The 23,484-nt window shown below is 65.6% G+C and carries 17 protein-coding genes; 8 read left to right on the top strand and 9 right to left on the bottom strand.

Going from position 1 to position 23,484, the window contains the following annotated elements:
* Window positions 1-38 precede the first annotated feature (38 nt).
* On the top strand, window positions 39-1,220 hold the full coding sequence (gene hmpA / locus GAK28_RS10545; protein WP_291778320.1) for an NO-inducible flavohemoprotein: 1,182 nt from the start codon (window positions 39-41) through the stop codon (window positions 1,218-1,220).
* A gap of 42 nt (window positions 1,221-1,262) precedes the next feature.
* On the opposite strand, the gene GAK28_RS10540 is transcribed toward hmpA, so the two are convergent.
* A complete protein-coding gene (locus tag GAK28_RS10540) occupies window positions 1,263-2,480 on the bottom strand; it encodes an MFS transporter (RefSeq protein ID WP_291778317.1) in 1,218 nt (405 codons plus the stop codon).
* Between the two features lie 98 nt (window positions 2,481-2,578).
* On the opposite strand from GAK28_RS10540, the gene GAK28_RS10535 reads away from it, so the two are divergent.
* Window positions 2,579-3,358: a helix-turn-helix transcriptional regulator gene (locus tag GAK28_RS10535; protein ID WP_291778315.1), complete on the top strand. Its 780-nt coding sequence runs from the start codon at window positions 2,579-2,581 to the stop codon at window positions 3,356-3,358.
* On the opposite strand, the gene GAK28_RS10530 is transcribed toward GAK28_RS10535, so the two are convergent.
* Entirely contained in the window at window positions 3,331-3,846 is a 516-nt protein-coding gene (locus GAK28_RS10530; protein ID WP_291778312.1) for a gluconokinase, read from the bottom strand. The genes GAK28_RS10535 and GAK28_RS10530 overlap by 28 nt on opposite strands.
* A gap of 78 nt (window positions 3,847-3,924) precedes the next feature.
* Here GAK28_RS10530 and ltaE point away from each other — a divergent pair, with 78 nt between their 5' ends.
* Window positions 3,925-4,938 (top strand): low-specificity L-threonine aldolase, encoded by a 1,014-nt coding sequence (ltaE, locus tag GAK28_RS10525; protein WP_291778309.1) that lies wholly within the window; start codon window positions 3,925-3,927, stop codon window positions 4,936-4,938.
* A gap of 299 nt (window positions 4,939-5,237) precedes the next feature.
* On the opposite strand, the gene GAK28_RS10520 is transcribed toward ltaE, so the two are convergent.
* The 4 genes from GAK28_RS10520 to GAK28_RS10505 all read right to left on the bottom strand — a co-directional run bounded on the left by GAK28_RS10520 (window position 5,238) and on the right by GAK28_RS10505 (window position 8,352).
* Window positions 5,238-6,017 (bottom strand): N-acetylmuramoyl-L-alanine amidase, encoded by a 780-nt coding sequence (locus GAK28_RS10520; RefSeq protein ID WP_291778307.1) that lies wholly within the window; start codon window positions 6,015-6,017, stop codon window positions 5,238-5,240.
* Complete coding sequence (locus GAK28_RS10515) at window positions 6,014-6,457, bottom strand: hypothetical protein (protein WP_291778304.1); 444 nt, start codon at window positions 6,455-6,457, stop codon at window positions 6,014-6,016. Before GAK28_RS10515 ends, GAK28_RS10520 begins: the two co-directional genes overlap by 4 nt.
* A 90-nt stretch (window positions 6,458-6,547) precedes the next feature.
* Complete coding sequence (gene zapE, locus GAK28_RS10510; RefSeq protein WP_291778302.1) at window positions 6,548-7,660, bottom strand: cell division protein ZapE; 1,113 nt, start codon at window positions 7,658-7,660, stop codon at window positions 6,548-6,550.
* Window positions 7,657-8,352: an alpha/beta hydrolase gene (locus GAK28_RS10505; protein ID WP_291778298.1), complete on the bottom strand. Its 696-nt coding sequence runs from the start codon at window positions 8,350-8,352 to the stop codon at window positions 7,657-7,659. Before GAK28_RS10505 ends, zapE begins: the two co-directional genes overlap by 4 nt.
* A 48-nt stretch (window positions 8,353-8,400) precedes the next feature.
* Between GAK28_RS10505 and GAK28_RS10500 the strand changes: the two genes are divergently transcribed.
* A complete protein-coding gene (locus tag GAK28_RS10500; RefSeq protein ID WP_291778295.1) occupies window positions 8,401-8,988 on the top strand; it encodes an ACP phosphodiesterase in 588 nt (195 codons plus the stop codon).
* A gap of 152 nt (window positions 8,989-9,140) precedes the next feature.
* Here GAK28_RS10500 and GAK28_RS10495 read toward each other — a convergent pair whose 3' ends face one another.
* Window positions 9,141-9,638: a c-type cytochrome gene (locus tag GAK28_RS10495; protein ID WP_291778361.1), complete on the bottom strand. Its 498-nt coding sequence runs from the start codon at window positions 9,636-9,638 to the stop codon at window positions 9,141-9,143.
* A 375-nt stretch (window positions 9,639-10,013) separates the two neighbouring features.
* Between GAK28_RS10495 and GAK28_RS10490 the strand changes: the two genes are divergently transcribed.
* The 4 genes from GAK28_RS10490 (at window position 10,014) to GAK28_RS10475 (ending at window position 20,678) form a co-directional block, all read left to right on the top strand.
* Window positions 10,014-11,282: an efflux RND transporter periplasmic adaptor subunit gene (locus tag GAK28_RS10490; protein ID WP_291778292.1), complete on the top strand. Its 1,269-nt coding sequence runs from the start codon at window positions 10,014-10,016 to the stop codon at window positions 11,280-11,282.
* A 71-nt stretch (window positions 11,283-11,353) separates the two neighbouring features.
* A complete protein-coding gene (locus GAK28_RS10485; protein WP_291778290.1) occupies window positions 11,354-14,593 on the top strand; it encodes an efflux RND transporter permease subunit in 3,240 nt (1,079 codons plus the stop codon).
* 131 nt (window positions 14,594-14,724) lie between these two features.
* Window positions 14,725-17,847 (top strand): efflux RND transporter permease subunit, encoded by a 3,123-nt coding sequence (locus GAK28_RS10480; protein ID WP_291778288.1) that lies wholly within the window; start codon window positions 14,725-14,727, stop codon window positions 17,845-17,847.
* 602 nt (window positions 17,848-18,449) lie between these two features.
* On the top strand, window positions 18,450-20,678 hold the full coding sequence (locus GAK28_RS10475) for an NADP-dependent isocitrate dehydrogenase (protein WP_291778285.1): 2,229 nt from the start codon (window positions 18,450-18,452) through the stop codon (window positions 20,676-20,678).
* A gap of 54 nt (window positions 20,679-20,732) precedes the next feature.
* On the opposite strand, the gene GAK28_RS10470 is transcribed toward GAK28_RS10475, so the two are convergent.
* Both GAK28_RS10470 and GAK28_RS10465 read right to left on the bottom strand, forming a co-directional pair.
* The gene (locus tag GAK28_RS10470; protein WP_291778282.1) at window positions 20,733-21,980 is read right to left on the bottom strand and encodes an SGNH/GDSL hydrolase family protein; all 1,248 of its coding nucleotides are present in this window, start codon (window positions 21,978-21,980) and stop codon (window positions 20,733-20,735) included.
* 153 nt (window positions 21,981-22,133) lie between these two features.
* Complete coding sequence (locus GAK28_RS10465) at window positions 22,134-23,378, bottom strand: SGNH/GDSL hydrolase family protein (protein WP_291778280.1); 1,245 nt, start codon at window positions 23,376-23,378, stop codon at window positions 22,134-22,136.
* Between the last annotated feature and the right edge of the window lie 106 nt (window positions 23,379-23,484).

Below are 23,484 nucleotides of genomic sequence, written 5' to 3'. Positions count from 1 at the left end.
TGGAAGAGAGCATCCCACGACCACACGAAGGTACGTCCATGCTCTCCCACGAACACAAGGCCATCGTCCGCGCCACGGTGCCGCTGCTGGAAACCGGCGGCGAGGCGCTTACCACGCACTTCTACGGCATCATGCTCGGCGAGTATCCCGAGGTGCGTCCGTACTTCAACCAGGCCAACCAGCTATCCGGCGACCAGCCGCGCGCGCTGGCCAACGGCGTGCTGATGTACGCGAAACATATCGACCACCTCGACGCGCTGGGCGACATGGTCGGCATGATCGTGAGCAAGCACGTGTCGCTGCGTATCCGCCGCGAGCATTACCCCATCGTCGGTGCGTGCCTGTTGCGTGCGATCCGCGAGGTGTTGGGCCCTGAGATCGCCACCGAGGCGGTGATTGACGCGTGGGCCGCGGCGTATGGCCAACTTGCCGATATCCTCGCGAATGCCGAAGAGGCGGTGTACGATCAGCAAGCGAGCGCGCCGGGTGGCTGGCGCGACGGTCGCGCCTTCCGCGTGGTGGCGAAGACGCGGGAGAGCGACGAGATCACGTCGTTCCGCCTGGAGCCAGAAGACGGTGGTGCCGTCATGGCGCATGTGCCAGGCCAGTACATCGGCCTGCGATTGAGCGTCGATGGACAAGATCTTCGCCGCAACTATTCGCTGTCGGCAGCGGCCGATGGCAAGGGCTATCGGATCAGCGTCAAGCGCCAGCCGGGTGGCGTCGTGTCCAACCATCTGCACGATCGCGTGCACGTGGGCGATACGGTGGAGCTGTTTCCGCCGGCCGGTCATTTCACACTGGAAGACAGCGAGCGCGATCTCGTGCTGATCAGCGGTGGCGTGGGTATTACGCCGACGCTGGCGATGCTGGAACAGGCGTTGGCGACCCAGCGGCGGATCCATTTCATCCATGCGGCGCGCCACGGTGGCGCGCATGCCTTCCGCGACACCATCGATGCGCTGGCCGCGCGCCATTCGAACCTGAAGCGTTACTACTGCTACGAGACGCTGCGCGATGGCGATCCGGAGCCTAACGCCTCGGGCTTCCTCGATCGTGCGTTGCTTGCCGCATGGTTGCCGCATCCCGATGCCATGGATGCGTACTTCCTTGGACCCAAGGCATTCATGCGCAACGTGCGCGACGCGTTGCGCGAACTGGGCGTGCCGGATGCGCGTGCGAAATACGAGTTCTTCGGGCCGGCGGCGTCGCTGGACTGACCTGCCATGGGAAAGCGGCCGCAGGCGCGGCCGCTTTCATGGTCAGGCGGTCTTTCGCTTCGGGTTGGGCAGGAAGGCGGCGAGCAGGCCGATCAGCGGCAGGAACGCGCAGACCTGGTAGACGGCTTCGATGCCGATATGGTCCGCGAGTTCGCCCAGGCCAGCGGCACCGAGGCCGCCCATGCCGAACGAGAAGCCAAAGAACAGGCCGGAGATCATGCCGACCTTGCCGGGCACCAGCTCCTGCGCGAAGACGACGATGGCCGGGAACGCAGAGGCGAGGATGAGGCCGATCGCGACGGTTAGCGGTGCCGTCCAGAACAGGTTCGCGTGGGGCAGCAGCAGGGTGAATGGCAGCGCGCCGAGGATCGAGAACCAGATGACGTGCTTGCGGCCGAAGCGGTCGCCCATCGGACCACCGAGGATCGTGCCGACGGCTACCGCGCCGAGGAAGACGAACAGGTGCAGCTGCGCGTTTTCCACCGACACGCCAAAGCGGTGGATGAGATAGAAGGTGAAGTAGCTGGTGAGGCTGGCGAGGTACACGTACTTCGAGAAGATCAACGCCAGCAGCACCGTGATGCCACGGCGTGCTTCCGCGCTGGTCGGCGGCGCGACGTCGTGTGCACCGCCGCCGCTCTTCAGGCGCACGAGGCCGTGGTGGCGATACCACTGACCTACGTTCCACAGCACGGCGCCGGAGAGCAGGGCGAGCAGGGCGAAGAAGGCCAGGCTCGACTGGCCCCAGCGCACCACGACCACGGCGGCGGCGAGCGGACCGAGCGCCTGGCCGGCGTTGCCGCCCACCTGGAACAACGACTGCGCGAGGCCGTGACGGCCGCCGGCGGCCATGCGCACCACGCGCGACGACTCGGGATGGAACACCGACGAACCCATGCCCAGCAGCGACGCGCCGACCAGCAGCATCGGATAGGAGTGGGCCACCGACAGCACGAGCAGGCCAGCCAGCGAGAACAGCGTGCCGCCGGGCAGCGCGAGCGGCGTCGGGCGACGGTCGGCGTATAGGCCGACCAGAGGCTGCAGGATCGAGGCCGTGATCTGGTAGGTGAGGGTGATCAGGCCGATCTGGCCGAAGTCCAGATGAAAACCCTCTTTCAATCCCGGATAGATGGCCGGCAGCAGCGACTGCATCATGTCGTTGAGCAGGTGGCAGAAGCTGATCGCGAAGATCACGCCATAGACGGTGGGCGTGGCGGCGCGGGGTGTTTCCACCGGGGCGTCGGTGGTCGGGGCTTGCATGGACGTTCCTGGGGTAGCGTGGAAGGTCTATGAGAACATGCTCAGGGTTCGTCCCGCGCTAGAATATGGGTCACAAGCCTTCGAGAATGGGACAGGGCATGACCGAGCGCGATCCGGACAGCTTCGAGGCCGTGGCCCGGCCCGTCGTCGCGCGGGCCAACGTCTATCCGGCCTCTTTCGAGCTGGCGACCCATCATCATCGTCGGGCCCAGTTGCTCTATGCCTCGCAGGGCACCGTGGCGGTCACCACGCCAGACGGGGCGTGGATCGCGCCGCCGGAGCGGGCGGTGTGGATTCCGCCGACGATGCCGCATTCGGTGCGCATGATCGGCGTGGTGTTCACCTGTGGCGTCTATATCGAGCCGGGAGCGATCGGTCCGGTGGACGAAGGCTGCCGCGTGCTCGCCGTTTCGCCGTTGCTGCGTGCCTTGTTGGTGGAGGCGCAGCAGGTGCCACGCGAGTACGAGCCGACGGGGCGCGATGGCTTGCTGATGGCCTTGCTGGTCGCCGAGATCGGCCGCGCGCCGACCGTGCCTCTCGCCTTGCCGTTGCCGACGCACGCTGCGTTGGCCGAGCGCTGTACGCGCTTCCTGGAACGTCCGACGATCACCGAGCCCATCGACGCGTGGGCCGACGACCTGGCGATGCACCGGCGCAGCTTCACTCGCCTGTTCCGTCACGAGACCGGCATGAGCTTCGCGCAGTGGCGCCAGCAGGCCTGCCTGCTACATGCGCTGCCACGCCTGTCGGCGGGCGAGTCGGTGACCGAGATCGCGCTGGACCTGGGCTACGAGAACCCGACGGGTTTCTCCACGATGTTCCGTCGTGCGCTCGGTCGCGCGCCCACCAGCTATCGCGACGCGGCGCCGCGTGCCTGAGCGCAGCCGCTGCGGATCACCGTCTCGATGGTGTCGGTGGGCGAATCGCCGATGTCGACCCAGAAGGCTTCGTCGCGCGAGGGTTCTTCGAGCGTCGCCAGCTGGCTGTCGAGCAGGGCGGGGTTGAAGAAATGCCCGCTGCGGTGACCCAATCGGGCGGCCAGTAAGTCGCGCGATCCGTGCAGGTAGACGAAGCGCACGTCATCGTGACCCTGGCGCAGGAAATCGCGATAGCGCTTCTTTAGCGCCGAACAGGCCAGCACCAGCGACCGTCCATCGGCGCGATGACGATCCATCTCGGCGACGATCGCTTCCAGCCAGGGCTGGCGGTCGGTGTCGTCGAGGGGGATGCCTTGGGCCATCTTGTCGCGATTGGCCTGGGGATGGAGGCTGTCGCCATCGATGAAGGGAATGCCCAGCCGCGTGGCCAGCCCTTCGCCGATCGTGCTCTTGCCGCTGCCGGAGACGCCCATGACGATGGTGATCATGGGAACAAATGATGCACCGGGATGTGTGAAGGCGAAAGCGTGGATTAGGATGGGGGACCACTACCCGCCAACAAGCCCATGACTCCCGTCGATCTGCGCAGCGATACCGTGACCCGACCCACCCAGGCGATGCGCGAGGCCATGCTTCGGGCGGAGGTCGGTGACGATGTCTACGGGGAAGACCCCACGGTCAACGCGCTGCAAGAGCGCCTGGCGGCCGATCTCGGTTTCGAGGCGGGGTTGTTCGTGCCGTCAGGCACGCAGAGCAACCTGCTCGCGTTGATGTCGCATTGCGAGCGCGGCGACGAGTACATCGTGGGTGCCGATGCGCATACCTACCGTTTCGAAGGTGGCGGCGCAGCGGTACTCGGTTCGATCCAGCCGCAGCCGATTCCGCAGGACGCCGACGGCAGCTTGCCGCTGGACAAAGTGGAGGCCGTGATCAAGCCGATCGATCCCCATTTCGCGCGGACGCGGTTGCTCACGCTGGAAAACACGTGGATGGGGCGCACGATCGAGTTTGGTTATCTTGCGCGTGCTCGCGAGCTGGCGACGCGACGTGGGCTGGGCCTGCATCTGGATGGCGCGCGTCTGTTCAACGCGGCCGTCGCGTACGGGCGGCCGGTGCGCGAGGTCGTCGCCGGTTTCGACAGCGTGTCCATCTGTCTGTCGAAGGGATTGGGTGCGCCGGTGGGTTCCGTCCTGGTGGGCAGCGCGTCGCTGATCGAGCGTGCGCGTCGCTGGCGCAAGGTCACCGGCGGTGGCTGGCGCCAGGCCGGCATGCTGGCGGCCGCCGCGACGTACGCGCTGGATCACCATGTGGAGCGATTGGCGGAGGATCACGCCCGCGCGGCACGCCTCGCCGAAGGACTCGGCCGCATCGACGGGCTGGCGGTGAAGGGCTGCCACACCAATATGGTTTTCGTGGACGTGCCTGCGGAACGGCTAAAGGATCTTGCTGCGCACATGTCGAAGGCGGGCGTGCTGTTGAGCATCGGTTATCTGCCGCAGGTGCGGATGGTCACGCATATCGACGTGGACGATGAAGGCGTCGAGCGGACGATCGCGGCGTTTGCTTCGTTTTCATACTAACCCTACCTACCGTCGTTCCTGTGAAAACAGGAACCCAACGCCCCGGTTTGCCAGCATGGCGAGGGCGTTGCATCGGCTTTGCGTAGGAGGCCACGTCGCGATAATCGATCGCCTCGCGCTGGGTTCCAGCGTTCGCTGGAACGACGGTCTCCCAGCCTCGTCGTTCCTGTGAAAACAGGAACCCAGCGCCCCGGTTCGCCAGCACGGCGAGGGCATCGCATCGGCTTTACGTAGGAGGCCGCGTCGCGATAACCGATCGCCTCGCGCTGGGTTCCAGCGTGCGCTGGAACGACGGTGGGTCAGCGCGGTGCCATCAGCTTGCGCTGCAACGCATACAGAATCGACGCATCCGTGTTGTCCAGCGTGTCGCTCTCCATCGCGCGATAGTGCCGATGGAAGGCGATGATCGCGGCACGCGGATTGGACACGTCGTAGCCCACCAGGCGCATCGCGGCGAGGCTGTCGAAGCCGGGCGGTGCGGGGATCAGTGGCTGGTCGGGCCACAGGCCGAAGCCGTAGCTCGCCAGCGTGGACCACGGAAACCGCACGCTGGGATCGTTCTTGCGCCCCGGCGCGATATCGCCATGACCGATCACGGCCTGCTTCGGAATGCCTAGCCGTGTCGTGAGATCGTTGAGCAGGTTGATGAGCGCCTGGATCTGCGGCTGGGTGAAGGGCGACACGCCGTCGTTGTCCAGTTCGATGCCGATGGACGATGAGTTGAGGTCGGTCATGTCGCCCCAGCGCGCGGCACCGGCATGCCAGGCGCGGGCGCCATCGTCGACCAGTTGGTCGATGCGGCCATCGGCTTCAACGAGGTAATGCGCGCTCACCGGGCCACCGCTGTTGCGGCTCTTCAGCACCTTGAGCGCTTCGGCGGCGTTCGTGGTGGACGTGTGGTGCAGCACGATGAACTGCGCCTTGCGCGCGTTGAAGTTGGGCGAGGGCGACCATTGGGCCAGGGCGCTGCGTTGCGGCGCTACGGCGGGCGTGCTGGCGCAGCCGGCCAGCGCGAGCATCAGCGCGGCGGCGACGCCGAAGCGCGGCAGCGAGACAAACGCCATGGCCCGTGGATTCATTCCTCGACCTTGAAGTCGCTGCTGGCGATGACCCATTCGATCTCGTCGCCCACGTCGCCGGCATCTTCCTGGGAGGCGACGACCACCTGCAGGTCGACGCAGTCGCGCCCTTCGGACAACCACTGGGTTTTTTCCAAGTCCATGCCGGTCTTCTTCAGTGCGGCCTTGAGGGCGTGGACATTGGTGTCCTTCAGCTCGATGCCTTCGTGGCCGAGGCGGCCGCCGCGAACCTCGATGTCGCAGAGCTTGTCGTCGAGGAAGCGCAGCAGCAGCCAGTCGTTGCCGTGGCTGTCGGCGTATTCGTCCTCGTCGTCCCACATGTTCTCGCTGGCGGGCTTATAGCCGAGTGCGTCACGCAGTGCCTTGCGGCGCATGCCGAAGAAGATATCGGTGTCGCCCCGGCGGATGCCGCGGCCGGGAATCAGTTCGCAATGTTCCATGGCGTACCTCGTGGGATGGTGCGGGTTGACCGCCCGCCAAGCATGCCCGCAATCGGGGGCGCACGACCAGCCGTCCTCCCGCTATTCGGTTCAAGGTTTGTGGTCACGACCCAGGTAGTCCTCGCTCTGCATTTCGATCAGGCGGGATTCGGTGCGACCGAACTCGGCGCGTACTTTCGCGCCGTCGTACAACTCGGTGATCGGCGCGGCGGCGGAGAGTACGAGTTTCACGTGACGATCGTAGAACTCGTCCACCAGCAGCACGAAACGCTTGGCTTCGTTCTCCGAGTAGACGGTGAACTGCGGCACGTTGGAGACGATGACCGCGGGAAAGGTCTTGGCCAGTTCGATGTAGTCGGCGACGGCGCGCGGTCCTTCGCAAAGGGCCTCGAAGTCGAACCAGACGATGTTCTCGGCACGACGACGCACGGGGATGTCGCGTGCGTTGATGTGCAGGCCGCCCCCTTCGACGATATCGCCCTGCGCCTGTCCGGCGAAGATCTTCGCCAGCGAGCGCTCGGCTTCCTGGCCCGGTGGTACCAGGTACACCGAGGCCTGGCTCAGTGCACGCAGGCGCCAGTCGCGCGGCGAGACCATCTCATGCACCACGCAGTGTTTCTCGATGGCAGCGATCGCCGGCAGGAAGCGGGCGCGCTGCAGGCCATCCTTGTAGAGATTGGACGGCGGCGTGTTCGAGGTGGTGACCAGCACGACGCCGCGCTGGAACAGGCCATCCATCAGGCCGGCCAGGATCATCGCGTCGCCGATGTCGGTAACCAGGAATTCGTCGAGGCAGAGCACGCGACACTTTGCGGCCAGTCGCGCGGCGACTTCGTCGAGCGGATTCTGGCGCTCGCCCAGTTCGCGCAACGTGGCGTGGATTTCCTGCATGAAGCGATGGAAGTGTCGACGCAGTGCAAGCCCCGGCGAGAGGCTGGAGACGAAGAGGTCCATCAGGAAGGTCTTGCCGCGACCGACGCTACCCCAGAGGTACAGGCCTTGCACCGTCTTGCGTTGTTCACCGCCAAGCATGGTGCGTAGCCGGCCGAACAGGCCGCCGTTGGCGGGCTCGGCCGTGCACAGTGCCGCATGGAGGCGGTCGAACTCGGCGACGACGCCGAGCTGGGCCGGGTCGGATTCCCAGCGGTGTCCGGCGACGCCATCGCGATAGCGCTCGCCCGGGGTGGATTCGCTGCAGGTCATGCGTGTTCCGGGTGTGGCGGCCAGTTCTTGACGGCGTGCTTGATGACGCCACGCAGGTCCATGAGGCGACGGTGGAAGAAATGGCTGGTCTCTTCCATCTTCACCAGGGTCGGCTTATGACCTTCGGGCAGGCTGGCGACCCAGTCGTATACGGCCTTCGGTTCCACGATTTCGTCCGCGTCGCCCATGACGACCAGCCAGGGGCAGGACGGCAGCTTGATCGGCGAGAAGTCCCAGCCACGGCCAGCGGCCGGCGGCGCGATGCTGATGAGGGCATCGGCCTGAAGGGCGACGGCGTTGCGCAGGCTGACGTAGCTGCCGAACGAAAAGCCGGCGAGCCACAGCTTGGCGCCGGGGCGGACCTGGCGGGCCCAGGCCACGACGGCCGCGAGGTCGTCGCTTTCGCCATTGCCGTGGTCGAAGGCACCTTCGGAGCGGCCGACACTGCGGAAATTGAAGATGACGGTGTCGAGGCCGGACTCGCGCAGCGAGCGCTCGACCATGGTCACCACCTTGTTGTGCATGCTGCCGCCGTCGGTGGACAGCGGATGGCAGATGACGGCGACGGCGTCGCGGCGTCCCTCGGTGGCGGGCTTCGCCTCGCATTCGAGCTTGCCCGCGGGGCCGGCGAGCGCGAAGCTCGTCGTTTCGGCCGGGAACTGTCCCGGCGCATCAGGTAGTAGATCGCTCATGCCCTCCATGATACCCGTTGCCTCCCGCTGTCGCCCCGGACACGCGCCATGAACGTGCTGGCCCATGCCCTGCTGGCGGGTGACGACGCGGCCCTGCGCCTGGGCGGCATCCTCGGCGACTTCACCCACGGCACGCCCGACGAGGCTCTGCCGGCGCGGGTCCGCGATGGGATTTACCTGCATCGCGCCATCGACGGCTTCACCGACAGCCACGACGAGGTGCGTGCGGCACGAGAGCGCATGCCGCCCCCGTTCCGGCGTTACGCGGGCATCCTGCTCGATGTGTGGTTCGACCATTGTCTGGCCCGGGACTTCGCCCGCTGGAGTGACGAACCGCTGGGCACGTTCTCGGATCGCTACCGCGCCGAGCTGCACGAGGCGATGCCGTTGCTGCCGGAGCGACTGCGCCGCTTCCTTATATATATGGACAGGTACGACCTGCCCGCGGGCTACGAGCGGCTGGAACGGGTAGAGCACGCTCTGGCGGGCCTGTCGACCCGATTGTCCCGGGCCAACCCCATCGCGGAGGCCGTGCCGGTGCTGCTCGCCGACGAGGCAGCCCTGCACGGCACTTTCGAGCGATTCTTCCCCGACCTGCAGGCCTTTGCGGCCGACTGGATCCGCCAACACCCGTAGGAGCGCGCTTGCGCGCGATGACAGGTCGCGACGAGCTCCCATCGCGCGCAAGCGCGCTCCTACAGGAGCTTTTTCGCCACGAAAAAGGCCGCGATCGCTCGCGGCCTTTCGCTTTTTTCGGCAAGGCAACCTTCCCGCAATGTCCGCGTGCGTTACTTCGCCTGGTCGATCATCCACTTGACCGTGTTGCCCACCTGCTCGTCGGTGAGGGACGGATTGCCGCCCTTGGCCGGCATGTGGTTGCCGTCGGGGCCCGTATAGCCCTCGATGGCGTGCTTGACCAGGACGGCGGTGCCTTCGGCGATGCGCGAGCCCCAGGCGCCCTTGTCGCCCAGTTTCGGCGCACCGGCCACGCCGGCCGTGTGGCAGCTGTGGCACAGGTTGTCGTAGATGGTCTTGCCGTCGGTGCTGCCACCGTAGGCGACCTGGGCGGCGGCGGCCTTGGCCGCGGCTTCCTGGGCAGCCTGCATGGCGGCGCGGCCGGTGTCGCCCGCGTACACGCCACCCACGGGAGCGATGCGGGCCTCGGTGCGCTTGGCGACGGCCGGGTCCTGCTCTTTCGGAATGTGGCTGTAGATGGTGTATGCGAGCACCATCAAGGCGATGGCCAGGATGCTCAGGCCGGCGGTAAGCCAGGAAAACTGGCGCATGAAGTTCTGGTCGGACTTGCTTGGAGAACCGCTCACGCATTCACTCCACTGGGTTTGGGTTTGCCGTCCCCCTCCCCGGGGACCGGCGTGCCTGCAAGCCGCGATGCGGCGTCTAACCTTCCCGAGTATAGCGGAACCTCGGCGTGCGTCAGTGGTCTGCGAAACACGGGCCGGTCAGGGGGCTTGCGATCCGGGGGAGGCATGCCGTCAGTCATGGTGCACCCCTGTCAACCGGCATTGTTCAATCCCGTTCCCCTACACCTATATTGGCGCCGTGGATTCTTAACGTATTACGGGTATAAACCCTTGGCGCCCGGCGCGCCCGGTTCCCCACCGTCCGCCGCGTTCGACCGGTTATTCATCTGGGAGTGTTTCATGTCGCGTTTCTGGAAAATCGCGCTGGCCGTCATCGTGGTACTGGTGATCGCGGGCTTCTTCATCGTTCCACGCCTGCATGGCGGCAAGGGCGGTGAGGGTGCTGCGGCGGCCGGAGCCCGTGCCAACGGCGAAGGGCAGGGCAAGGATCAGCCACCGGTACCGGTCACCGTCGTCCCGGCCGTGAGCCAGGATGTTCCGGTCTATCTCACGGCGCTGGGTACCGTGCAGGCGCGCAACACCGTCACGGTGAAGCCGCAGGTGGGCGGCCAGCTGATGAAGCTGAACTTCAAGGAAGGCCAGGAAGTAAAGGCCGGTGACGTGATCGCGGAGATCGACCCGCGCACGATCCAGTCGCAGTACGACCAGTCGGTGGCCAAGCTCAAGCAGGACCAGGCCGCCGCCGCCACCGCCAAGAACAACCTCGACCGTTCGCAGAACCTGGTCAGCAAGGGCGGCCAGCAGTACGTCTCGAAGCAGGACCTGGACAACCTGAAGAACACGCTTGACCAGGCCACCGCCACGGTCATCGCCGATCAGGCCGCGATCCGCGCTTCGCAGGTGCAACTGGGCTTCACCAAGGTGATCTCGCCGATCGACGGCCTCGCGGGCATCCGCGCGGTGGACGTGGGCAACATCGTGGCCACCACCGATTCCATCGTGACGCTCACGGAGTTGCATCCGATCTACGTCATGTTCTACCTGCCGGAGAAGAACCTCGACATGGTTCGTTCCTCCACGCAGGGTGACGAGCAGTCGCTGTCCTCGCTGGAAGTGCAGGCGCTCGATCGCGTCGATGCGCACGTGATGGCCACCGGCCACCTCGACGTGATCGACAACACCATCGACACCACCACCGGCACCTTCCGCCTGCGTTCGCTGTTCGACAACGAGAAGACCCAGCTGTGGCCGGGCCAGTTCGTGAACGTGCAGCTGCGCGTGCGCACGGTCAAGGGCGGTCTCGTGGTGCCGGCGCAGGCCGTGCAGCGCGGCCCCGATGGCGACTACGTGTATCTCGTGCAGGGCGACAACACGGTCAAGATGCAGACCGTGGAGACCGCCACCGAGGTCGGCGACAGCCACGTCATGATCAGCAAGGGCCTCAAGCTGGGTGACAAGGTCGTCACCGAAGGTCAGTTCCGTCTGAAGCCGGGTTCGAAGATCCAGCCGCTGGCGCCGGGCCAGGTGCCCGCCGCGCCGACTGCCGAGGAACTGCAGAAGGCGAAGGATGGCCAGAAGGGTCGCCAGGGCGGCCGCCGAGGCGGCTGATAGCGCGCGGCGCGTCCACGACGGGCGCGCCGCCCACGGGCCTTACGGCTCCGCCACACCAGGATCAGAACGTGGGTTTCTCGACACTCTTCATTCGCCGACCGATCGCGACCTCGCTGCTGATGGTGGCGGTGCTGCTGCTCGGCATCCTCGGCTACCGCCAGCTGCCCGTGTCGGCACTGCCGGAGATCGACGCGCCGAGCCTCGTCGTCACCACCCAGTACCCCGGTGCCAGCGCCACGACCATGGCGGCGCTGGTCACCACGCCGCTCGAGCGCAACTTCGGCCAGATTTCCGGCCTGAGCATGATGAGCTCGGACTCGTCAGCCGGCCTGTCGACGATCGTGCTCCAGTTCAATATGGACCGCGACATCGACATCGCGGCGCAGGACGTGCAGGCGGCGATCAACCAGGCGCGCGGCACGCTGCCGAACAACCTGCCGTATCCGCCGGTCTACAACCGCGTCAATCCGGCCGATGCGCCGATCATGACGCTGATGCTCACCTCGGACAGCCTGCCGCTGCGTGACGTCAACAACTACGCGGATTCGATCCTCGCGCAGAAGCTCTCGCAGGTGCAGGGCGTGGGCCTGGTGTCCATCGCCGGCAACGTGCGTCCGGCCGTGCGCATCCAGGTGAACCCGGCGCAGCTGGCCAACCTCGGCCTCACCATGGAGGACGTGCGCAGCTCGCTCACCCAGGCCAACGTCAACGCGCCCAAGGGCACGTTGAACGGCAAGACCCAGTCGTACTCGATCGGCACCAACGACCAGCTCGCGGACGCCGCCGACTACAAGGGCACCATCATTAGCTACAAGAACGGCGCGCCGGTGCGTCTGTCCGACGTCGCCAACGTGATCGACGGCGTGGAGAACGACCAGCTCGCCGCGTGGGCCAACGGTAAACCCGCCGTGCTGCTCGACATCCGCCGCCAGCCCGGCGCGAACATCGTGCAGACGGTCAAGCAGATCCGCGCGACCATCCCCGACCTGCAGAAGGTGCTGCCGGCCGACGTGCACTTGAACGTGTTCGCCGACCGCACCATCACCATCCGCGCCTCGGTCGAGGACGTGCAGTTTACCCTGATCCTCACGGTCTGCCTCGTGGTGGCGGTGATCTTCGTCTTCCTGCGTCGCCTGTGGGCCACGGTGATCCCTTCGGTGGCGGTGCCGCTGTCGCTGATGGGCACCTTCGGCGTGATGGCCTTCGCGGGGATGTCGCTGGACAACCTCTCGCTCATGGCGCTCGCGGTGGCCACCGGCTTCGTGGTGGACGACGCGATCGTGATGATCGAGAACATCGTCCGCTATATCGAGCAAGGCCACGACGGCAAGATGGTGGCGGAAATCGGTGCGAAGGAAATCGGCTTCACGGTGCTCTCGCTGACCGTCTCGCTGATCGCCGTGTTCCTGCCGCTGCTGCTGATGCCGGGTGTCACCGGTCGCCTGTTCCACGAATTCGCGTGGGTGCTGACGATCGCCGTGGCGATCTCGATGCTGGTCTCGCTGACCCTCACCCCGATGATGTGCGCCTACCTGCTCAAGGCCGATGAGCTGCCGGATGCGGAAGACGCGCACGAGCATGCCATCGCCGCCGGCAAGCACACCACCTGGTCGCGCATCGTCGAGGGCTATGGCCGCAGCCTGGACTGGGTGCTGGATCACCGTCCGCTCACCATGCTGGTGGCGGCGTTGACTGTGGCGCTCACCGTCGTGCTGTACATCGTGATCCCGAAGGGACTGCTGCCCGAACAGGACACCGGCCTCATCACCGCCGTGGTCCAGGCCGACCAGAACGTCGCCTTCCCGCAGATGGAGCAGCGCACCAAGGCCGTGGCCGACGCGCTGCAGAAGGATCCCGACGTGGCGGGCGTCGCCGCGTTCATCGGTGCCGGCTCGGTCAATCCCACGCTCAATCAGGGTCAGATCTCGCTGGTGCTGAAGGATCGCAGTGACCGCGACGGCCTCGACAAGGTGCTGCCGCGCCTGCAGAACGCCGTGAGCGGCATCGCCGGTGTCGTGCTGTACCTGAAGCCGGTGCAGGACGTGACGCTGGACAGCCAGGTCTCCGCCACCGAGTACCAGTACTCGCTGTCCGACGTGAATTCGACGGAGCTGGCCGGCTACGCGCAGCAGATGACCTCCGCGATGCGCAAGCGCAAGGAACTGGCCGACGTCGACAACAACCTCGCCGACCAGGGCACCGCGCTCAAGCTCACCATCGACCGCGACAGCGCCAGCCGCCTCGGCGTGCCGGTGCAGACCATCGACGACACGCTGTACGACGCCTTCGGCCAGCGCCAGATCTCGACGATCTTCACCCAGCTCAACCAGTACCGCGTGGTGCTGGAGGTGTCGCCGGAGTTCCGCACCAGCGCCGACCTGCTCAACAAGCTGACCGTGCGCGGCAACGGCAACGGCGCCCTCACCGGTTCCAACGCCACCAGCTTCGGCCAGCTCGCGTCGAGCAACTCGGCGACCCCGGCCGGCATCGGCAGCACGGGTAACGTCGGCTTCCAGGTCGGCGCGGGCGGCACGATCCCCATCGCGTCGCTGGCCAGCGCCAAGGTCACCACGGCACCGCTGGTGGTGAGCCACCTGCAGCAGCTGCCGGCCGTCACGATCTCGTTCAACCTCGCCCAGGGCTATTCGCTGTCCGAGGCCGTTGCCGCGATCCACGACGTGGAGTCGGAACTGAGCTTCCCGCCGCAGGTGCGCGGCCAGTTCATCGGCAAGGCCGCCGAGTTCTCCACCTCGGTGGGTGACGAGGTGCTCCTGCTGCTGGCGGCGATCATCGTGATCTACATCGTGCTGGGCGTGCTCTACGAGAGCTACATCCACCCGCTGACGATCATCTCGACCCTGCCGCCGGCGGGCGTGGGTGCGCTGCTCGCGCTGCTGATGTGCGGCATGACGCTCTCGGTGGACGGCATCGTCGGCATCGTGCTGCTGATCGGCATCGTGAAGAAGAACGCGATCATGATGATCGACTTCGCCATCGAGGCGAAGCGCACCGGCATGAACGCCACCGACGCCATCCGCCGCGCGTGCCTGCTGCGCTTCCGTCCGATCATGATGACCACCGCGGCGGCGCTGCTGGGCGCATTGCCCCTGGCGCTCGGCAACGGCATCGGTTCGGAGCTGCGCAAGCCGTTGGGCGTGTCCATCGTGGGCGGCCTGCTGTTGTCGCAGCTGGTCACGCTGTACACCACGCCGGTGATCTACCTGTACATGGAACGGTTCTCCGACTGGCTCGCCGAACGCAAGCGCCAACGCGCGCTGGCCCACGGCGCGCCACGGACGGCGGGCTGATGGCGCTGGGCGCCAGGGCCTTTGTTCCGACCTCATCGCCGGGCGCGCAAGCGCCCGGCGAAACCTTTTTCCGGCTGGCGCGTTCGTAAGGAAATGATCCGCGCCATCCCGCTCCCGACTTTATTTCCCCGATGAATATTTCCGGCCCCTTCATCCGCCGCCCGATCGGCACATCCCTGCTGGCGATCGGTATCTTCGTCGTGGGCCTCATCTGCTACTCGTTGCTTGGCGTCACCGCGCTGCCAGGCATCCAGTTCCCGGCTATCTTTGTGCAGGCCCAGCAGTCGGGCGCGGATGCCAGCACCATGGCGTCCACGGTGGCCGCGCCACTGGAACGCCATCTCGGCCAGGTGCCGGGCGTGGAGTCGATGCGTTCGAACAGCTCCGAGGGTTCGACCTTCGTGCTGTTGTTCTTCCAGAACGGCGTGAACATCGACGCCGCCGCACGCGACGTGCAGTCGGCGATCAACTCGGCACAGCCCGACCTGCCCACCGGCTTGCTCAACGCGCCGTCGTACACCAAGGCCAATCCGAACGACGATCCGATCATCGTGCTGGCGCTCACCTCGGACACGATGGCGCGTACCGCGCTCTACAACGTGGCCGACTCGATCCTCGCGCAGCGCCTGCGCCAGCAGGAAGGCATCGCCACGGTGGACATCGCCGGCAGCGCGACGCCGGCCATCCGCGTGGACGTGAACCTGCGCGCGCTCAACGCCATGGGCCTGTCGCCCGACCAGCTGCGCAACGCGCTCACGGCCGCCAACGTCACCTCGCCGCAGGGCTTCCTCACCGACGGCAACACCAATATCGCCGTCACCGCCAACGACTCGCTGCACACGGCCGAAGAGTTCGCGAAGCTGGTGATCGCCAACAAGAACGGCGTGCCGGTGCGCTTGTCGGATATCGCCAAGGTCTACGACGGCCAGCAGGACGCCTACCAGGCGGCCTGGTTCAACGGCAAGCCCGGCATCCTGATGTACGTGTACCGCAAGTCGAACGCGAACATCATCGCTACGGTGGATCGCGTGAAGGCGCTGATGCCCACCATGCAGAGCTGGTTGCCCGCGGGCGCCGAGCTGCACTCGTTCTTCGACGGCACGCCGACCATTCGCGCGTCGCTGCATGAGGTGCAGGCCACGCTGTTGATCAGCCTGGCCATGGTCATCATGACCATGGCGCTGTTCCTGCGTCGCCTGGCCCCCACCGTGATCGCCGGCCTCGCCGTGCCGTTGTCGCTGGCCGGCGCGTTCGTGGTGATGTACGCCTTCGGGTACACGCTGAACAACCTGACCCTCCTGGCACTGGTCATCGCCATCGGCTTCGTCGTGGACGATGCGATCGTGGTGATCGAGAACGTCATCCGTCACATGGATGAAGGTGTGCCGCGATTCGAAGCGGCATTGCTGGGTGCACGCGAGATCGGCTTCACCATCGTCTCGATCACCGGCTCGCTGATCGCCGTCTTTATCCCGATGCTGCTCGCCCCGGGCATCATCGGCATGTTCTTCAAGGAGTTCACGGTCACGCTGATCGCGGCGATCGTGGTCTCGGCCGTGGTCTCCCTGACCCTCACGCCGTCGCTGTGCGGCCACTTCCTCACTTCGCACAAGAGCGACGAGCCGGAATCGAAGCTGGGTCGTGCGCTGGAGCGCATGCACGAGCGCATGGTCTCCGCGTATGCCCGCGCGCTGGATTGGACGCTACGCCACGCGTTGCTCATGGCGCTCACGCCGCTGGGCCTGATCATCATCACCTTCTTCCTGTTCGGCATGGTGAAGGGCAGCTTCTTCCCGCCGCAGGACACCGGCCTGATCGCCGCGCGTGCCACGGCCAGCTCCACGGTATCGTTCGGCGAGATGATGACGCGCCAGGCGCGCCTCACCGAGATGTTGCTCGCCGATCCCGACGTGAAGGCGGTCGGTTCGCGCCTGGGCACTAGCCGTACCGGTTCCACGGGCAGCTTCAATATCGAGCTGAAGACGGTAGCGGATGGGCGCAAGGACACCACCTTCGATGCGCTGGCCCGCCTGTCCGCCAAGGCCAATCGCTATCCCGACCTCAACCTGCGCCTGCGCCCGATCCAGGACCTGCTCACGGGCGGCGGTGGTGGTTCCTCGCAGGGCGGCCAGTACTCCGTATCGCTGAAGGGCAACGACGTCGGCGAATTGCAGATATGGCTGCCTAAGCTCGTCGACGCGCTGAAGAAGAGCCCGGTGCTCAAGGACGTGGGCAGCGACATCGACGCAGCCGGCCTGCGCCAGAACATGGTGATCGACCGCGATACGGCAGGCCGTCTCGGCGTGGGCATCGGCGATATCGACGGTGCCCTCTACAACGCGTTCGGCCAGCGTGCGGTGTCCACCATCTATTCAGACATCAACCAGTACCGCGTCATCGTCAATTCGCTGCCGCAGATGGCCGCGACGCCGGAGGCGCTGAACGAGATCTACGTGCGCTCCAGCGCAGGCAAGATGGTGCCGATGTCGGCACTGACCCGCCAGGAGCCCGGCCTGGCCCCCGTGCAGATCGTGCACGAAGACCAGTACACGACGATGGACGTAAGCTTCAACCTCGCGCCGGACGCGAGCATGAGCGAGGCCATGGTGGTCATCCAGAAGACCATCGACGGCATGCGCATGCCGGGCGACATCCGCTTGGAGGCGGGCGGTGACTTCCGTCGCTTCCAGCAGTCGCAGAGCGACATGCCTCTGCTGATCCTCGCCGCGATCGTCACCGTATACCTGCTGATGGGCATGCTCTACGAGAGCCTGATCCACCCGGTGACCATTCTCTCGACCCTACCGGCGGCCGGTGTTGGTGCGCTGGCAGCGCTGGTGATCACCGACACCGAGCTGTCGGTGGTGGCGATGATCGCGCTGGTGCTCTTGATCGGCATCGTAAAGAAGAACGCGATCATGATGATCGACTTCGCCCTGGTCGCGCAGCGCGAGCATCACCTGACCTCGAAGGAAGCCATCCGCGAGGCGTGCCTAGTGCGCTTCCGCCCGATCATGATGACCACCATGGTCGCCATCCTCGCGGCGCTCCCCCTGGCCATCGGCCTGGGCGAAGGCTCCGAACTGCGCCGTCCGCTGGGTATCGCCATGATCGGCGGCCTGCTGATCTCGCAGAGCCTGACGCTGCTCTCCACTCCGGCGCTGTACGTGATTTTCGCCTGCCTCTCCGAACGCTGGAAGGCACGCAAGGCCCGTCGCAAGGAACGCAAGGCGTTGCGCGCTTCGCAGGCCTGATCGCGTCGTGGTTGGGGGCGCTCGTACTTAGCGGCTACGAAGTAACTGTAGGAGCGCGCTTGCGCGCGATTGGGCTCCATCGCGAGCACCCATCGCGCGCAAGCGCGCTCCTACATGTCTGTCGTACTCCGTGAGATGGGTAGGCGCTGGCGGGTGCGTCCTGGGGCGCGACTTGACGGAGGTGAGGGGAGCGGGCGGACAAGGCCCGCAGGGGGCGGGTCAGGATGAACCGTCTTTTCCGCCGAGGCAGGAGCCGAGTCGGAAAACCCCGCCCGCTCACCGGGCCCGAAGGGGCGCAGCCATAAGACACGAGCTGCGCAGCAGCTCTCCTTTCCCGAGGGACACCGCAGGCCGGCGCGCCCCAGGGCGCACCCGCCAGCGCCTGGGCGACCGCGCACGAGCGCCGAACGCAATGCCGTAAGGCGAGCCGCCGGCCGAAGCGCCATTGCCCCAGCGGCAAAAGTCTCATGCTGCACCCTCGCTTTCCCCGTCCGGGCCATCCGGGCCACAATGGAGAGGTTGTCTGGCCGCCGGCCCGCCCTTGAGGCGCCTGCCTGCCGGCCCCATGACCTGGCCCACTCAAGCACAAGGCTCGCCGCATCATGTCCAAGTCGCCCAAGATCATCTACACGCTCACCGACGAAGCCCCGTTCCTCGCCACGGCTTCGTTCCTGCCGATCATCGAGGCCTTCGCGGGTACCGCCGGCGTAGCGGTGGAGACGCGCGACATCTCGCTCGCCGGCCGCATCCTCGCTCAGTTTCCCGAGCGTCTGACCGACGCGCAGCGTATCGGCGACCACCTCGCCGAGCTGGGCGAGCTGGCCACCACGCCGGAAGCCAACATCATCAAGCTGCCCAACATCAGCGCCTCCGTGCCGCAGATGAAGGCCGCCATCCGTGAGCTCCAGTCGCAGGGCTACGATCTTCCGGATTACGTGGACGCCCCGTCCACCGACGCCGAGAAGGAAAGCAACGCCCGCTACGGCAAGGCCATGGGCAGCGCCGTGAACCCGGTGCTGCGCGAAGGCAACTCCGATCGCCGCGCGCCGCTGTCGGTGAAGAACTATGCCCGCAAGCACCCGCATCGCATGGGCAAGTGGTCGTCGGAATCGAAGTCGCATGTGTCGCACATGGATGGCGGCGATTTCTACGGTAGCGAGAAGTCCACCACGATCGAGAAGGCCGGCAACCTCCGCATCGAGTTCACCGGCAAGGACGGTGCCGTCAAGGTGCTGAAGGAAAAGGTCGCGGTGAAGGCCGGCGAGATCGTCGACGCCGCCGTGATGAGCAAGAACAAGCTGGCCGCCTTCATCGACGCGCAGATCGCCGATGCCCAGGCCAAGGGCGTGCTGTTCTCGCTGCACCTGAAGGCCACCATGATGAAGGTCTCCGATCCCATCATGTTCGGCATCGTGGTGCGCGAGTTCTACAAGGACGTGCTCGCCAAGCACGCCGACGCGCTGGCGAAGGTCGGCTTTGATGCCAACAACGGCATCGGCGATCTCTACGCCCGTCTCGACAAGCTCGACGCGGCGACCCGCGACGCCATCGAAGCCGACCTCAAGGCCGAATACGCCAAGCGCCCGGCGCTGGCCATGGTCAATTCCGACAAGGGCATCACCAACCTGCATGTGCCCAGCGACGTCATCGTCGACGCCTCCATGCCGGCGATGATTCGCGACTCGGGTGGCATGTGGAACGCCGAAGGCAAGCTGCAGGACGCCAAGGCCGTCATTCCCGATCGTTCCTACGCTGGCGTGTACCAGGCGGTGATCGAGGATTGCATCACCCATGGCGCCTTCGACCCAGCCACCATGGGCAGCGTGCCCAACGTGGGCCTGATGGCGCAGAAGGCCGAGGAATACGGGTCGCACGACAAGACCTTCCAGATTCCGGCCGACGGCATCGTGCGCGTGCTCGCCGAGGACGGCTCGGTGGTATTCGAGCATGCGGTGGAGCAGGGCGACATCTGGCGCATGTGCCAGACCAAGGACGCCCCGATCCAGGATTGGGTGAAGCTCGCCGTGCAGCGTGCGCGCCTGTCGGAAACCCCGGCCGTGTTCTGGCTCGACAAGGCGCGTGCCCACGACGCCCAGGTGATCGCCAAGGTCGAGCGCTACCTCAAGGACCACGATACCTCGGGTCTGGACATCCGTATCCTCGCGCCGGTCGACGCCACGACGTTCTCGCTGGAGCGCATCCGCAAGGGCCAGGACACGATCTCGGTCACTGGCAACGTGCTGCGCGACTACCTCACCGACCTGTTCCCGATCATGGAGCTGGGCACCTCGGCCAAGATGCTCTCCATCGTGCCGCTGATGGCCGGTGGCGGCCTGTTCGAGACCGGTGCGGGCGGTTCGGCGCCGAAGCATGTGCAGCAGTTCGTCGAAGAGGATTACCTGCGCTGGGATTCGCTGGGTGAGTTCCTCGCCCTGGCCGCCTCGCTGGAACACCTCGCCGAGCGTTACGACAACCGGCATGCCCGCGTGCTGGCCAAGACGCTCGACCAGGCCAACGGCCGCTTCCTCGACAGCAACAAGTCACCGGCCCGCAAGGTGGGCGAGATCGACAACCGCGGTAGCCACTTCTACCTCACCATGTACTGGGCCGAGGCGCTGGCCGGGCAGGACGACGATGCCGACCTCAAGGCGAAGTTTGTTCCGGTGGCGAAGGCGCTGAGCGAGAACGAGGCGAAGATCATCGGCGAGCTCAACGGTGCGCAGGGCAAGCCGGTGGAGATCAAGGGCTATTACCACCCGGACGTGGCTCTGGTCAGCGCCGCCATGCGTCCCAGCACCACGTTCAACACGGTGATCGACGGCCTGCGTTGATCCATCGCGTTTCGTGACATGAAAAGGGCCGCTCCACGGAGCGGCCCTTTTTTGTTACTTGAGCTTCCAGTCGGGCGCCGCGTAATCGGTGGCCCAGCGTGACATCACCTCGTGCATCTTCGTCGACGGGTGCAGCGTGTCCCAGAACAGGAAGCGATCGGCCACGCAGTGCGTGCGCGGCTGAGGCGTCTTCAGGTAATTGAGGAAGTTGTTCGAATCGATCTTCCGGCACGACTCGGTGACGTTGTCGAAACCATAGCTGGCCGGCGAATTCAACACCTGGTCGAACTTCGCATAGGCAGGCACCTTGCGGATTTCCAGGTTGTCGATGCCCTGATCCTTGGCACGTTTCTTCACGTTGGCGATGATGCCGTCCAGCCCACTGTTGTAGGTATAAACACGCTGGTGGACCTGTTCCCTGTCCGTTCGTCCCATACGGAAGACAGGAGCCACACTGACATTGGGCAGTTCGACGACCAGGATCTTGCGCGCACCGCCATCGACGAGCTTGTTGAGGGCATCACGCTGTAGCCTGACGATGTTCGTGGCGTATTTACTGTCGTTGACGAAATCGTTGCCGGCCACCAGGAAGGTAAACAACGTGCGGTCGAGCTTGTGATCGGGGATCACGGCGACGCTATCGAAGTAGCTCTTGATCTGCGATTCGATGCCATTGATCAGGCCGAATTGTGCATCTTCGGTTTGCGCGCCGCCGACCGCCCAGTTGTTGTGTGTGATGCCGTTGCGCGTGGCGAGGTATTCGACCCAGCTCGGTCCGTTGCTGAAGCGACCGGCGAACCAGGTCGAGCTGGGCAGCGCGCCGCCGAAGACACTGAGGAAGGTTTGCGACACCGTGGACATGTTGCCGGTGTCGGTCAGGCTGTCACCGAACGAGACGATACGTTCAATGGGCTCGCCCGGTCGTACATCGCCGGTGTACCAGATCTGGTACGAAAGCTGGAGAAGACCGGTGCCGGCGACGCGGGCCTGGACATAGCGCGCGTCGGGCACGGTGGCGACGGTTCGCTCGCACAAGGCATCCACCTCGGCTTCGGGACGGTAGGTGGTGAAGAACTTGCTCCAGGACCATACCTTCGGATATCGCCAGGTGCCGGCGATGGGCTCGGCGGCCTCGACCTCGCCGGTGCGCGCGCCTGTCGGATCGATGAGATCCTGGTAAAGGCAGCGGAGTGTCGCGATGTGAGTGTCTGCGTACGGCGCCTGGGCGAGCGCCGTCGTGGTGGCGAACAGGGATGCGGCGCATGCGAGTGCGGCCGACAGGGTGCGTCCTTTCCTGGACATGGTGAGCCTCCTTGGGGATCGGGGCCGGAGTCGTTCCGGCCTGACTATCTTCGTCGGAGGTGTCACCGACAACAGCCGGACGAGGTCCGGCTGTTGCGTCAGTCAAAGGCGCGGCCTGTGTAGGGCATGCCCGATGGGGTTAGCCATGCGATCTCATCGCAGATCCCACGTCGAGGGCAGGTCGGCGAGCACCCAACGTGACATCAGTTCGTGCATGCGCGTGGTGGGATGGACCATGTCCCAGAAGACGTAGCGCTCGGGGGTGCAATCGCTCCTGACCTGCTGCGTACCGAGGTAGACCTGCGAGCCTTGCGAGCGCAACGCGAGGCAGGGTCGCGTCACTTCCGAGAATCCATAGGCACCAGGATCGGCCAGCACACTGTCAAAGTGCTTTGCGGCGTCGATCCACACGACGTCGGCCCCCGTTCTCGTCGCAACGTCCCGGGCCAGCCTGGGCAGTGCCTCGTTGAGTGCGCTGACCGTGGCGTACACCTCGTCGGTGTCGTGCCGCCCCGTGCCTTCCTTGCCCTCGATCGGGCGGAAGGCGGGTGCACGGGTGAGATCGGGTAGCCCCATGAGGACGATCTTGCGTGCTCCCCGATCCACCAGGGCGTTGAGGGCCTTGTCCAGGTCGGCGATGACGTCGCCGGCCTTTCTTCCGTTCATGGCGTCGTTGCCTCCGATCCATACCGTGAACAAGGTGCGGCTGACATCGTACCGGTTGGTATTCAACCGGATGTAGCGCAGGAACGAATCCACCTGTGCCTTGACGCCGTTGATCACGCCGTAGGCGTTATCCGATTGCGCGCCGCCGGTAGCCCAGGTGTTGAGTGGCAGTCCGGTGCGCCGGGCGAGGTATTCCGTCCATACCGGTCCGTTGCTGAAGCGTCCGAGGAACCACGAGGTGTGGATCGGAAAGGTCTGCTGCAGTTCGTTATAGATGTTGCCGGTGTCGCTGAGGCTGTCGCCGAACGAGACGATGCGCTCCACGGGGTTGCCACGGCGTGCCGCGACATCGCCGTCATACCATATCTGGAAGTTCTTTCCCCACGAACCGCTGGCTGCGCTTGCCTGGACAAGCAGGCCCTTACCCTTGCGATCCAGGGCCCGACGGCAGGCGTCGGTCACGTCCTCTGGCTCCTGTAGCGTAAAGAACAGGGCGCCTTCGTTGAGCGCGCTGAGGCTTCGCCAATGGCCGCGCAGGGTGAAGTCGCTGGCGTCGACATACCCGGTTTTCAGGTCGGTCTGGCTGGATGAATCCTTGTACCAGCAGCGAAGCTGGGCGACGGTGGGGCGGTCGAAGGGATTCTCATACTGTTGCGCCGAGGCGATCGACGCCGATAACGGCGTCGCCAGGGCCAGCGCGGAAAAAACGAAACGCTTGGTGATCGTGCGCATAGACATTCCTTGTCTGCTTTTGGGGTGCGCCGGAGCGGTTCCGGCCCGACTATCTTCGTCGGCGGCGCCGGTGATGGCAGCCGGATTATCCCGGCTGCCGCGTCAG

This window comes from Luteibacter sp. (assembly GCF_009912395.1).
Lineage (GTDB): Bacteria > Pseudomonadota > Gammaproteobacteria > Xanthomonadales > Rhodanobacteraceae > Luteibacter.
The sequence above is the reverse complement of the archived record's forward strand: the minus strand, read 5'-3'. Positions and strand labels throughout refer to the sequence as shown.